Source organism: Streptomyces sp. ATLC9 (genome assembly GCF_057196705.1).
Genome location: NZ_JBXUOY010000172.1, coordinates 1 through 11,904, shown reverse-complemented (window position 1 = coordinate 11,904; position 11,904 = coordinate 1). Strand labels below are relative to the sequence as shown.

The window sequence follows — 11,904 nt, the reverse complement described above, 5'->3', positions numbered from 1 at the left end:
GACGCCGGTCCGCCCTGGCGGCGAACCGGCGTTCCCTGCCCTGCTCCGCAGGAGCTTCGTTTCCTCCCCGCCCTAAAGGACGGGGTATCCACGAAGGAGAGCCCCGATGACGATCTCCCCCCCCCGATGAGCTCGGCTCGCTGACCCTCGGGCAGTTCGATCTGCGCATAGGTCCGGAGCATGTCGTGCGACTCCTGGTCGGGCAGCGGCGCCGTCATCACGAGACCTCCCATGGTGGGCCCCCTCTCTGTGGCTGTGCACGTTCGTGCCGGACTGCCTGCCTCACGGGGGACGCCACCATCATGCGCCAGGCGAGGGACTCGATGCCGGAACCCGTCCCCCGCCGGGACAACGATCCGGCGGGAGACGGGACACGGGCGGGGAGGCGGAGGGCTCAGAAGCCGGCGCGCACCTGCTCGTCCACCCGGCCGACGGACTCCAGCTCGTACATCCCGGTGTACCGGTCGCGGAGGTACTCGATGTCGGCGTCGCGGGCCTCCGCCTCCTCGCGGGGGTAGAGCAGGATCAGCTCGTAGGAGCGCTCGCCGTTGATGGAACCGGTCCTGTCGCGCCACTGGCCGTAGCCCTCCTGGAGGGTGAGGCCGGCGGGGAAGCGGGGGGTGACGTGCTCGTCCAGGAAGTCCATGAACTGCTCCTCGGTGATCGGCGGCTCACCGCCGTGGCGGCCGGTGCCGAAGAAGAGCTGGGTGCGCACGTACGGCTCGGTGTGAGGGGAGTGGTACGCCCCGGACGCCTCGGCGCGGGCGGCGGCGGGTCTGGTGTCCCGCTCCTGGAGTGTGGTGGTGAAGGCGGTGGACGCGCCCGCCGCGCAGAGCAGGGCCGCCAGCAGAACGGCGAGGCGGGTGCGGCGGACGGGACGGGAGACGTGCGGTGTCATCGGGACTCCGGTGGCTCGGTGGGCGGGTGGTGGACTTCTCCCTCGCCGGGCCGCTCGCGGGGGAGTTCCCGCGCGAGCAGCACGGCCAGGTCTCGGGCGGTGCCGCGCGGCGCGCGCGGTACCCGGCGGCCCTCCCCGACGGCGGCGACCGCCTGCCGCAGGGAGTTCAGGGCGCGTACGGATCCCATGCGGGGAGCGCTCTCCGCCAGGGCGGACAGCAGGGCGTCCGTATCGCGCCACGCGCCCGCGCGGGCCAGGACGCGGGCGAGGTCGGCGGCGAACAGGGCGCGGTAGGCGGGGCCGCCGTCGGACGCGACGGCCGCGTGGAGCAGGGCCGCGGCCCCTTCCGCGTCTCCCAGGCCGGCCAGTACGAGCCCGTGGTGGCCGTCGAGTTCGGCGCGGTCGAACCACCAGCTCCAGGAGGGGTCCCGCTTGGACGGGCCGTCCGCGGACATCTCCCGGGCGGCGGCCAGGGAGCGCAGCGCCCGCGCCCCGTCGCCGAGCTGGGCGTACGCGCGCGCCTCGCGCACATGGAACAGGGCGGCCACCCGCGGCGGCAGGCCCCGCCGGGCCAGGACGGCGGATGAGGTGCGCAGGGACGCGCGAGGACGCATGAGGTGGGCCTGCTGCATGCTCAGCACGGAGAGCACCAGCAGTTCGATGGAGCGCTCCTCCTCGGGCAGGCGGCGGGTCAGGGCGAGCGCCCGCCGGTTGAGGCGGTACGAGGGCCCGTGCCGTTCGGCGTCGAACAGGATCCAGGCGGCGACCTCGAAGAACTCCGCCAGGCCGGCCGGGTCCGCGAGCTCCGCGACCGCCGTACCCGCTCCGCGGACCGCCTCGGCCGCCTCGACCGCCCGCACGGACCGCAGCGCCACGGGGGCGGCGTGGCGTGCTCCCAGCGTCCGGTCGAGCGCGAGGAGCTGGGCCGTCATGGCGCGGACGTCCGGCGCGGAGGGCGGGTGGGGTTCCATCGGTTTCCTGGCGGGGTCGGTCCTGGCGAAGCCAGGAGATCAGGGGGCGGCGGTCGGGGGCGGGAGCCGGGGATCAGGAGTGATCGCTTCCCCGCGGTGCCGCGGCCCGCTCGGAGGCCGCCCGTTCGGCCGCGGCCCGTGAGGCGGTCGGCCGGGCGGCGGGGAGCCGGGCGAAGGCCCTGGCCACCTCGGACAGCCGGGCCACCTCCTGCGCGAAGTCCCCGGACTCCCCCGAGCCGCCCCGGCGTCCGGCCGGTGAGGGCGGGGGCGCGGGCGGCGCGGCGGGTGATGAGGGCGGGGGGCCCGCCGGGGCCCCGGCCCGCGCGTCGAGGGCGGACCTCAGCAGACGTGCCTCGCCGGCCGGGGAGCCCCGCTCCGCGCCGGGCGGCAGATGCGGGCTCAGGGCGTGGCAGCCGTCGAGGATCTCGATGACGCGCCGGTGGAGCCGGTAGTCGAGGCCGGCCGGGGGGAGCAGGTCCAGCGGCCGCCTGGGCGGCGGTTCGAGCGCGATCGCGGGCACCGCCTCGTACAGGGCCCACCACAGGGGGCGGAGCCGCAGGTAGGAGAAGTAGCCGTGCAGTCGGCCGGAGAGGACGGGACCCCAGGACGGCACCGTCCAGCCGAACACCTGCAGCAGTGCCCCCACGCTCCCGGCCAGCCAGTACGCGGGCTCCCAGGCACTCATGCCGTGGCCGAGCTGGGTGCCGGCGATCTGGATGTAGCGGATGGCGCAGTAGAGCAGGATGAGCGAGGCGCCCGCGGTGACCGTCCACATGCCCGCACGCAGCCAGGTGCGGCGGGCGATGCGCGCGTAGCGGTAGGACAGCCGTACGGCCCCGACCTGTCCCACCGCGCAGACGGTGATGTAGAGGAGCAGGTATCCCGCGTAGCCGGGATCCCGCATGTTGCTCAGCAGGGTGTTCTCGGCGGAGGCGGTCTGCCGGTAGGGCTCCACGACGAAGAACAGCACGACCAGGACCGCCAGCGCGGCGGAGAACGCCAGCACGCGCCGCCGGGCCAGGACCGCCGCCCGCTCGGGCGGACGCGACCAGTGGACCAGTACGACCTGCTGGGCGGCCGTCAGCACGACCACCGCGGCCTGTGTCAGGAGCGTGGTGAGGTTCGGGTAGCCGAACAGGCGGGAGACGTCGTCGCGCAGCCAGTTGAGGTCGACGAGGAAGCTGATCCCGGAGCACAGGAAGTAGGTCTCCAGGGCCCACAGGGCCGGGTCGCCCCTGCGCCGCAGGAGTTCGGGGAGCTTGTAGCAGAACGCGGCGAGCCCGACGAGGGCGCACAGGTGGGACAGGACGTCGTAGATCATCCGCGGCCGACGACGCTTTCCACGCGGGCCATCATGGTGGCCTCCTCGGGCGGCAGGGCCCCGGCGTCCTCCGGGCCCGGGGCCGCCCTGCGGCGGGCGTACGCCAGGATGAGCGACGCCATCGTCTCGGCCTCCTGCTCGGCCCGGTCGTCGTAGGCGGAGCGCTTCAGGGACCTGCGGACGAGGTCCGGATCGGTGTCCGGGAAGAGGTGCGCCGGGACGGCCGGCCCGGGGAGCGCGCCGAAGTCGTGCTCGCAGATGATGTGGGAGAGCTCGTGGGCGATGATGTGCTCCTGGTGGGGCTTGCTGGTGTTCGCCCGGTAGACGATGACGTCCGTGTCCGGCAGGGCGATCCACAGGCCGTGGAGCAGGGGCTCGTCCAGCTCCATGGGGACGAGGCGGATGGCGCGCCCGCGCCGGCGGCCCACCCGTTCGCAGACGGCCGTGATGCCGACGGCCCCGGTGGCGTCCGCGGTGTCCGGGGCGCCCGCCGCGCCGTCGTGGCCGGGGACGACGCCGATCTCGGCCAGGCGTCTTTCGCAGTCGCGCCGCATCTCCCGGAACCGGGCACGGCGACGGCCCGGTAAGCGCAGGGGGGACGCTGCCACCGGTATGTCCTTTCCGGCGCCTCCCGCTTCGCGCGGCGTCGCCTTCGGGGCCTGTAGGGGGGCGCCGTGGGGAGGCCGGCGGGGTGTCGGTTTTCGGCGCCTCCTGGGAGATCGTCACCAACCGCCGGGCCGTGCGCAACCCGCTGCCGGGATTGCGGCACGGTCACCGGCAAGTTGGCTCAAAAGACGCCCAGGGCGCCGTGCGGCCCGGCGGCCGGTTCCGCGCCGGCGAAGGCGCGGGCGGTCACCGTCCGCCCGTGTCCCCGAGCGAGCCCGGGACGGCGCGGGTGGTCACCTGGAAGCGGTTCCAGGCGTTGATGGAGACGATCTGGGAGATCAGATGGGCCAGCTCGGTCTCCTCGAAGTTCTTCGCCGCCCGCTCGTAGACCCCGTCCGGCACGTAGTGCCCCTGCGGTGTGCCGCCGTCCAGCCGGGTGACCGCCTCGGTGAGGGCGAGCGCGGCCTGCTCCTTGTCGCTGTAGAGGCCGTGGGCCTCCTCCCAGGCGTCGAGCAGGTCCAGCTTGAGCTGGTCGATGCCCAGCTTGCGGGAGTCGGCCAGGTGCATGTCGATGCAGAAGGCGCACTTGTTGAGCTGTGAGGCGCGGATCTTGACCAGTTCGGCGATGACCGGATCCAGCCCCTTCGACGCCGCGGCCTCGAAGGCGGCCATCCCCTTGTACACCTCGGGGGCGAGCTTCCAGAGGTTCATGCGCGGACCGTGCTCGTGAGCTGTCGTCATGGTGACGACCCTAGGCGGGTGTCAGCCCAGGGGTATGGTCCACTTCCATGCGGGAATCCTGGGCCAATCCGGGTGGGAGCCCGGCCGCCGGCGCCGGCGGCGACCTCCATCTGGACCTCGGCGGGCCGGGGGGCCTGCGCGCCTCGCTGATGCGTTCCCTGCGTGACGCCGTACGCACCGGCCGCCTCGCCCCCGGCACACGGCTGCCCTCCTCCCGCTCGCTCGCCGCCGACCTGGGCGTCGCCCGCAACACCGTGGCCGACGCGTACGCCGAACTCGTCGCCGAGGGCTGGCTGGCGGCCCGTCAGGGCTCGGGCACCCGCGTCGCGCCGCGCGCCGAACCGGCCGCGCCCTCCGGTCCGCCGGGCGCGCGCCCCACCGTCCCGCGCCCGTACGCCCCCGCTCGTACGCCCCCGCGCATCCGCCACGATCTGCGCTCCGGGCGGCCGGACGTCTCCGCCTTCCCCCGCGCCGCCTGGCTCACCTCCTCCCGCCGTGCCCTGACCGCCGCGCCCGGCGCGGCCCTCGGCTACGACGACCCGCGCGGCCGGCCCGAACTGCGCCGCGCGCTGGCCGGTTACCTCTCCCGCGCGCGCGGGGTGCGCGCCGATCCCGAACGGATCGTGGTCTGCGCCGGGTTCGTGCGCGGGCTGGCGCTGCTGGGGGAGGTGCTGGGCGCCACGGTGGCGGTGGAGTCCTACGGCCTGTGGATCCACCGTGACCTGCTGGCCCGCGCCGGGGCGCGCACCGTGCCGCTGCCGGTGGACGACCGAGGCGCCGACGTGTCCGCGCTGTACGCCGTGCAGGCGCGCGCCGCCCTTCTGACACCCGCCCACCAGTACCCCACCGGAGTCCCCCTGCACCCCGACCGGCGCACGGCCGCCGTCGACTGGGCGCGGGCCACCGGAGGGCTGATCCTGGAGGACGACTACGACGGCGAGTTCCGCTACGACCGCCGGCCCGTCGGCGTGCTCCAGGACCTCGACCCGGAGCGGGTGGTCTACCTCGGCACCGCCAGCAAGAGCCTGGCTCCGGGGCTGCGGCTGGGCTGGATGGCGGTGCCCGAGGCGCTGCTCGGCCCCGTCCTGGCCGTCCGCCGGGAGACGGCCGAGAACTGCGGTGCCCTCGACCAGCTCACCCTCGCCGACTTCATCGACTCGGGGGCGTACGACCGGCATGTGCGCGCCATGCGGCTGCGCTACCGGCGCCGGCGCGACCGGCTCGTGGCCGCGCTCGCCGAGCACGCCCCCGCCGTACGCGTCACCGGCATCGCGGCCGGACTGCACGCGGTGCTGGAGCTGCCGCCCGGCACCGAGGGGCCGGTGCTGGAGGCGGCGCGGCGGGCGGGGGTGGCCGTGCAGGGGCTGGCGCGCTTCCGCCACCCGGCCGCTCCCGGGCCGGGGCCCGCACAGCCCGGCCCCGGACGCGACGCGCTCGTCGTCGGCTACGGCGCCCCGCCCGAACACGGCTTCTCCCCGGCCGTGGAAGCGCTGTGCGCGGTGCTGCGCGACGCCCTCGGGTGACCCGCCGGGGGACGCCGCGCGGCACCGCGCCCGTACTCAGACGCCCAGCACCGAGCCGAGTCGCTCCAGCCCCCAGTCCAGGTCCTCCTTGGAGATCACCAGCGGCGGGGCGATGCGGATCGTCGAGCCGTGGGTGTCCTTGACCAGGACGCCCCGCTCCATCAGCCGCTCGGAGATCTCCCGGCCCGTGCCCAGGGACGGCACGACGTCCACGCCCGCCCACAGCCCGCGCCCGCGCACCGCCTCCGCCGCTCCGCCGCCCACCAGCAGACCCAGCTCGTGGTGGAGGTGCTCGCCCAGCTCGGCCGCCCGCTGCTGGAACTCGCCGGTCCGCAGCATCGCGACCACCTCCAGCGCCACCGCGCAGGCCAGCGGGTTGCCGCCGAACGTGGAGCCGTGCTCGCCGGGCCGGAAGACGCCCAGCACCTGAGCCGAGGAGACCACCGCCGAGACCGGCACGATGCCGCCGCCGAGCGCCTTGCCCAGCACGTACACGTCCGGCACCACGCCCTCGTGCTCGCACGCGAACGTCCGGCCCGTGCGGCCCAGGCCCGACTGGATCTCGTCCGCGACGAACAGCACGTTCCGCTCGCGGGTCAGCTCGCGCACCCCCGCCAGATAGCCCGGCGGCGGCACCAGTACACCCGCCTCGCCCTGGATCGGCTCCAGCAGCACGGCGACGGTGTCGTCCGGGTTCTCGTCGAGCGCGGCCCGCATCGCCTCCAGGTCGCCGTAGGGGACGATCTCGAAGCCCGGCGTGTAGGGGCCGTAGTCGGCACGGGCCTCGGGGTCGGTGGAGAAGCTGACGATCGTGGTGGTGCGGCCGTGGAAGTTGTTCTCGGCCACGATGATCCGCGCCCGCCCGTCGGGGACGCCCTTGACCCGGTAGCCCCACTTGCGGGCCGTCTTCACCGCCGTCTCCACGGCTTCCGCGCCGGTGTTCATCGGCAGCACCGCCTCCATGCCGCACAGCCCGGCCAGCTCGGTGCAGAAGGCGGCGAAGCGGTCGTGGTGGAAGGCGCGGGAGGTGAGTGTGAGCCGGTCCAGCTGCGCCCGGGCGGCGGCCAGCAGCCGGGGGTGGCCGTGGCCGAAGTTGAGCGCCGAGTAGCCGGCGAGCATGTCGAGGTGGCGCCGGCCCTCCACGTCGGTCATCCACGCGCCCTCGGCGGAGGAGATCACGACCGGCAGCGGGTGGTAGTTGTGCGCGCTGTGCGCGTCGGCGGCGGCGATCAGTTCGGCGGACGCGGTATGCGCGGTGGAGCCGGGGGAGGCGGACGATTCTGCCGAGGTGGCCATGGAATGCTCCGTGTCGGGTGGGCGGAGTGGAGGTGTGCGCCGGCGATCGTGCGGCGGTCGCCGCGTGTGATGCCTATCTCTATCGTCGTACGCCCGCTTCGCACCAAAACCCTCCGGCGCGGCGCGTTCCGGTGCGCCGGTACGCCTCCGCGGCCTGTCTCCCGCCTCCCGTGCGGGCCCGCCTCCGGGCCCGCACGGGAGGCGGAACACGGGTGATCCCGGCGGCGGCCCTCTGCGAGAATGACGCCATGGCCACTGACCGTCCCCGTGTACTCTCCGGCATCCAGCCCACCGCGGGCTCCTTCCACCTCGGCAACTACCTCGGTGCCGTCCGCCAGTGGGTCGATCTGCAGGACACCCACGACGCGTTCTACGCCGTCGTGGACCTGCACGCCATCACCATCCCGCAGGACCCGGAGGAGTTGCGCGCCTCCACCCGGCTGGCCGCCGCCCAGCTCCTGGCCGCGGGGCTCGACCCGGAGCGCTGCACCCTGTTCGTCCAGAGCCACGTGCCCGAGCACACGCAGCTCGCCTGGGTGATGAACTGCCTCACCGGCTTCGGCGAGGCATCCCGGATGACCCAGTTCAAGGACAAGAGCGCCCGGCAGGGCGCCGAGGCCACGACGGTCGGCCTGTTCACCTACCCCGTCCTCCAGGTCGCCGACATCCTGCTCTACCAGGCCGACAGCGTCCCCGTGGGCGAGGACCAGCGCCAGCACATCGAGCTGACCCGCGATGTCGCCGAGCGTTTCAACAGCCGCTACGGCCACACCTTCACCGTCCCCTCGGCCTTCATCCTCAAGGAGACGGCGAAGATCTACGACCTCCAGGAGCCGACGGTCAAGATGAGCAAGTCGGCGGCCTCCCCCAAGGGCGTGGTCAGCCTGCTCGACGAGCCGAAGGCGTCCGCCAAGAAGATCAGGAGCGCGGTGACCGACACCGGGACCGAGATCCGCTACGACGAGAAGGAGAAGCCCGGCGTCAGCAACCTGCTGGTGATCTACTCCACCCTCACCGGTACCGGGATCCCGGAACTGGAGCAGCAGTACGCGGGCAAGGGCTACGGTGCCCTCAAGACCGATCTGGCCGAGGTCGTCGCCGCCTGGGTGGCTCCCTTCCGGGAGCGCACCCAGGAATATCTGGACGACCCCGGGACGCTGGACTCGGTGCTGGCCGGAGGGGCCGAGAAGGCGCGCGAGGTCGCGTCGCGGACCCTGGCCGCCGCGTACGAGAAGGTGGGCTTCGTGCCCGCCGAGCGCTGACGGGACACCGGACGACCGGGGGGACGAGGAAACGGCAGGGACGAGGAAGGAGAAGCACGTGGGGACCGTCACGTTCGGCGTATCGATCGCGGTCCCGGAGCCCTACGGCAGCCTGCTCCAGCAGCGGCGCGCCGGCTTCGGTGACAGCGCGGCCCACGGCATCCCCACCCATGTGACCCTTCTGCCGCCGACCGAGGTGGACGCCGCGTGCCGCCCCGAGATCGAGGAACACCTCGCCCGGGTGGCCGCGGCGGGACGGGCCTTCCGGATGAGGCTGTCGGGCACGGACACCTTCCGTCCGCTGTCGCCGGTGGTCTTCGTCCAGGTCGTCGAGGGCTCCTCGGCCTGCGGATGGCTCCAGGAGCGGGTCCGGGCCGAGGACGGCCCGCTCGCCCGCGAGCTGCGGTTCCCCTACCACCCGCACGTCACGGTCGCCCACGACATCGCCGAGGAGGCGATGGACCGGGCGTACGCGGAGCTGGCCGACTTCGAGGCCGCCTGGACGGTGACGGGCTTCGCGCTGTACGAGCAGGGCGAGGACTGCGTGTGGCGGCTCCAGAGGGAGTTCTCCTTCGGCGGTTCCACGCGTCTGCCCCTGCCCCCGCAGCCGAACTTCTCCAGACCTCCGGCCCCCTCGCTCTGACGCGCCCCGGCGCGCCGGCCAGGGGGCCGGGGAGCCGGTCACGGCCCCACAGCCCCGCCGCCCCACGGCCCGCTCGGGCGGTGGGGCGGCGTCGGGTTCCTCAGGGCGTTCCGGCGTCCTTCGCCGGCCCGCCGGACCCGGCGGCCGGCTCCTTCCCGGAGCCCTCCCCTTCCCCGGAGGCGGGTTCCCCGGGCTTCTCGGGTTTCCCGGGTGCTCCGGGTGCTCCGGGTTTCCCGGCGTTCCCGGCGTCCGCCGCGTCTCCCGGCGCCGAGTCGGCCGCCCGCGGCCTCCCGGGTGCCGGTGGCCTCTTCACGATCCTCTCCAGGGCGCCGGGGTTCCCCGGGCCGCCCAGGACCGCCGGGCCCCGCGCTCCGCGCCCCGGGCGGGGCACACCGGCCATGCCCGGCAGCGGCCAGCGCCGGTGCACCCCGTACGCGCCCGCGCCGAGCGCCACCAGGACGGCCGCCACGATCATCAGGGCGGTACCCGCGCCGTCCGACGGCCCGTGCGTCCTGGCCGCGTTGGGTGTGGTGGGGCCGGTCTGCTGCGCCCCGCCCGCCTGGTTGCCGGGCCTGTCGTCGGTGTTCTTGCCGAGCCCGTCCACCGCCCCCTCGGGCGGCACCAGCTCGCCCACGGGCTCGGTCCTGTCCGCGGCCTCGAAACCCCAGTCCAGGAGGTCGGCGGTCTCCTCGTAGACGCTCAGGCCGCCCCCCTCGGGGTGCATGGCGGTCACCAGCAGTACCCGGTCGCCGCGCTGGGCGACACCGGTGAAGGTGGACCCGGCGTTGGTGGTGTAGCCGTTCTTGACGCCGGCGATGCCCTCGTACGGCTCCAGGCCGGGAGCGCCGGTCAGCAGGCGGTTGGTGTTCTGGATCTCGAAGGTGCCGCGCTTGTTCCCGCCCTTCCCCTCCTCCACGTCCCCGGGGAACTGCGCGCGGACGGTGGCCGCGTACGCGCGGAAGTCCGGCTTCCGCATCCCCGAGCGGGCGAACAGGGTGAGGTCGTAGGCGGAGGAGACGTGCCCCTCGGCGTCGTAGCCGTCGGGACTGACGACATGGGTGTCCGTCGCGCCGAGCCGCCTGGCGTGCTCGTTCATCTCGCGGACGGTCTTGTCCACGCCGCCGTTCAGCTCGGCCAGCGCGTGCACCGCGTCGTTGCCCGAGCGGAGGAAGACGCCCTTCCACAGGTCGTCGACCGTGTAGGTGAGCCCCTCCTTGAGGCCCACCATGCTGCTGCCCGGACCGACCCGGAGCAGTTCCTCCCGGGAGACGCGGTGGACCTGGTCCTTGTCGAACTTCGGGAGCAGGGTGTCGGCGAACAGCATCTTGACGGTGCTGGCCGGGGCGAGCGGCCAGTGCGCGTTCTTCGCCGCCAGCACGTCGCCGGTCTCGGCGTCCGCGACGATCCACGCGCGCGAGGTGATGGAGTCGGGCAGTTCGGGGGTGCCGGCCCCGGCCCGCGGTGCTATCTGGACACCGGGAAGGCCGAGGCGTTCCCCGCCGACGGTGGACATCCGCGCCGGCGGGGAGGGCTCCCCGGGCCTGTCCGACACGGCGTGCGCCGCGGCCGGGGCACCTGCGAGGAGGCAGGGCAGGAACAGTGCGGTGGCGGCGGCGAGGCCGCGGGCGCTGCGCACTCGGCGCGCGCGGGCGATTACGCAGTGGTTCTTCGACACGCAGCGAACGTATCGGCTCCGCAACGGCGGGGAACCTCCGAGAGGACCATCGCGGTGGCGGGAGACGCCCCTGTCAGTGATTCCGTTGAGCCGATAGACATACTTGTAGGTGTGAAACTCTCTCGCCCCGTCTCGTGGTTCCTGCTCGCCTTCGGGGCGTGGAGCTGGTTCGTGTGGACCAACTTCACCGGGAACCTGTGGAAGGACAGCAGCGGCCTGGCGTTCGACGACGCCGGCGACCCGACCACCTACTTCTGGATCCACCTGGTGCTGGCGGCGGTCTCGCTGGCGCTGGGCACGGCCATCGGGGTCATCGGGCTGCGCGGTCTGCGGGCTCTGCGCGCCCCGCGCGGCGGCTGACGGCCGCCGGCTGAAGGAACGCACGACGACCGCCGGTACGTTCGGCTGAGGACAGACAATCGGGCAGGGGAGTGGAGCAGGGCATGGCCTTGGTGTTCGTGGGTGTCCTGGTGCTGGTGATCGCCGTTCTGGCGGCGGTGCACTGGTACCTGTGGAGGCGCCTGGTGCGCGACGTGGCGGCGCGCGGCACCTGGTACAGACGGGTGGGCACGCCCCTGCTCGTCCTGCTGCCGGTGACCGCCGTCGCGGCGCAGAGCGCCGGACGGGCGGACGTGCCCTTCGTGCTGAAGCAGATTCTCGCCTGGCCGGGCTTCCTCTGGCTCGCCATGGTGCTCTACCTGACGCTGGCCCTGCTCGCGGGCGAGGCCGTGCGGCCGCTGCTGCGCCGCTTCCTGGAGCGGCGGGACGCGCGGCGGGCGGCCGGTGGGAGCGCTGCCGGGGAGGGCGCCGCGGGCGCCCCTGACGACACCGCCGCGCCGGCGGCCGGCTCCGCCACCTCCGCCACCTCCGCCTCTGCCACCGCTTCCGCGGAGGCGGGCGCGGGCGGCGGTGCCCCGGCCGGGACGGTGTGCACGGCCGTCGCGGACCGCGACGGCGTGGACCCCGGC

At 74.2% G+C, this 11,904-nt stretch carries 11 protein-coding genes and 1 pseudogene; 5 read left to right on the top strand and 7 right to left on the bottom strand.

Annotation, left to right across the window (positions count from 1 at the left end):
- Window positions 1–394: 394 nt before the first annotated feature.
- From AC2CJA_RS17835 to AC2CJA_RS17815, 5 genes are all read right to left on the bottom strand, one after another.
- A complete protein-coding gene (locus tag AC2CJA_RS17835) occupies window positions 395–898 on the bottom strand; it encodes a DUF3574 domain-containing protein (RefSeq protein WP_484603691.1) in 504 nt (167 codons plus the stop codon).
- Entirely contained in the window at window positions 895–1,869 is a 975-nt protein-coding gene (locus tag AC2CJA_RS17830) for an NsdA family TPR-like regulatory protein (RefSeq protein ID WP_484603689.1), read from the bottom strand. Before AC2CJA_RS17830 ends, AC2CJA_RS17835 begins: the two co-directional genes overlap by 4 nt.
- 73 nt (window positions 1,870–1,942) lie before the next feature.
- On the bottom strand, window positions 1,943–3,190 hold the full coding sequence (locus AC2CJA_RS17825; protein ID WP_484603688.1) for an MAB_1171c family putative transporter: 1,248 nt from the start codon (window positions 3,188–3,190) through the stop codon (window positions 1,943–1,945).
- A complete protein-coding gene (locus tag AC2CJA_RS17820) occupies window positions 3,187–3,798 on the bottom strand; it encodes a toxin (protein WP_484603687.1) in 612 nt (203 codons plus the stop codon). Before AC2CJA_RS17820 ends, AC2CJA_RS17825 begins: the two co-directional genes overlap by 4 nt.
- Before the next feature lie 244 nt (window positions 3,799–4,042).
- Window positions 4,043–4,537, bottom strand: a complete 495-nt coding sequence (locus AC2CJA_RS17815) for a carboxymuconolactone decarboxylase family protein (protein ID WP_484603686.1) — start codon at window positions 4,535–4,537, stop codon at window positions 4,043–4,045.
- Window positions 4,538–4,584: 47 nt separating this feature from the next.
- Between AC2CJA_RS17815 and pdxR the strand changes: the two genes are divergently transcribed.
- Entirely contained in the window at window positions 4,585–6,060 is a 1,476-nt protein-coding gene (gene pdxR, locus AC2CJA_RS17810) for a MocR-like pyridoxine biosynthesis transcription factor PdxR (protein ID WP_484603685.1), read from the top strand.
- 36 nt (window positions 6,061–6,096) lie between these two features.
- Here the strand turns inward: pdxR and rocD are convergent, their stop codons facing one another.
- Window positions 6,097–7,356 carry an ornithine--oxo-acid transaminase gene (gene rocD / locus AC2CJA_RS17805; RefSeq protein ID WP_484603684.1) on the bottom strand — a complete coding sequence of 420 codons (1,260 nt, stop codon included), beginning with the start codon at window positions 7,354–7,356 and terminating at the stop codon, window positions 6,097–6,099.
- 248 nt (window positions 7,357–7,604) lie between these two features.
- Between rocD and trpS the strand changes: the two genes are divergently transcribed.
- Window positions 7,605–8,618 carry a tryptophan--tRNA ligase gene (gene trpS, locus AC2CJA_RS17800; RefSeq protein WP_484603683.1) on the top strand — a complete coding sequence of 338 codons (1,014 nt, stop codon included), beginning with the start codon at window positions 7,605–7,607 and terminating at the stop codon, window positions 8,616–8,618.
- Between the two features lie 58 nt (window positions 8,619–8,676).
- A complete protein-coding gene (locus AC2CJA_RS17795) occupies window positions 8,677–9,261 on the top strand; it encodes a 2'-5' RNA ligase family protein (protein ID WP_484603682.1) in 585 nt (194 codons plus the stop codon).
- Between the two features lie 100 nt (window positions 9,262–9,361).
- Here the strand turns inward: AC2CJA_RS17795 and AC2CJA_RS17790 are convergent, their stop codons facing one another.
- Window positions 9,362–10,936 carry a D-alanyl-D-alanine carboxypeptidase family protein gene (locus AC2CJA_RS17790; protein WP_484603681.1) on the bottom strand — a complete coding sequence of 525 codons (1,575 nt, stop codon included), beginning with the start codon at window positions 10,934–10,936 and terminating at the stop codon, window positions 9,362–9,364.
- A gap of 111 nt (window positions 10,937–11,047) precedes the next feature.
- On the opposite strand from AC2CJA_RS17790, the gene AC2CJA_RS17785 reads away from it, so the two are divergent.
- Together AC2CJA_RS17785 and AC2CJA_RS17780 are read left to right on the top strand one after the other, a co-directional pair.
- The gene (locus tag AC2CJA_RS17785; protein ID WP_484603680.1) at window positions 11,048–11,296 is read left to right on the top strand and encodes an SCO4848 family membrane protein; all 249 of its coding nucleotides are present in this window, start codon (window positions 11,048–11,050) and stop codon (window positions 11,294–11,296) included.
- A gap of 83 nt (window positions 11,297–11,379) precedes the next feature.
- Window positions 11,380–11,904 (top strand): annotated as a pseudogene (locus tag AC2CJA_RS17780) (metallophosphoesterase); the annotation flags it as partial.

Coding starts and splice junctions, on each gene's coding strand:
- AC2CJA_RS17835 (WP_484603691.1), bottom strand. CDS start 898: ATGACACCGCACGTCTCCCGTCCCGTCCGCCGCACCCGCCTCGCCGTT.
- AC2CJA_RS17830 (WP_484603689.1), bottom strand. CDS start 1,869: ATGGAACCCCACCCGCCCTCCGCGCCGGACGTCCGCGCCATGACGGCC.
- AC2CJA_RS17825 (WP_484603688.1), bottom strand. CDS start 3,190: ATGATCTACGACGTCCTGTCCCACCTGTGCGCCCTCGTCGGGCTCGCC.
- AC2CJA_RS17815 (WP_484603686.1), bottom strand. CDS start 4,537: ATGACGACAGCTCACGAGCACGGTCCGCGCATGAACCTCTGGAAGCTC.
- pdxR (WP_484603685.1), top strand. CDS start 4,585: ATGCGGGAATCCTGGGCCAATCCGGGTGGGAGCCCGGCCGCCGGCGCC.
- rocD (WP_484603684.1), bottom strand. CDS start 7,356: ATGGCCACCTCGGCAGAATCGTCCGCCTCCCCCGGCTCCACCGCGCAT.
- trpS (WP_484603683.1), top strand. CDS start 7,605: ATGGCCACTGACCGTCCCCGTGTACTCTCCGGCATCCAGCCCACCGCG.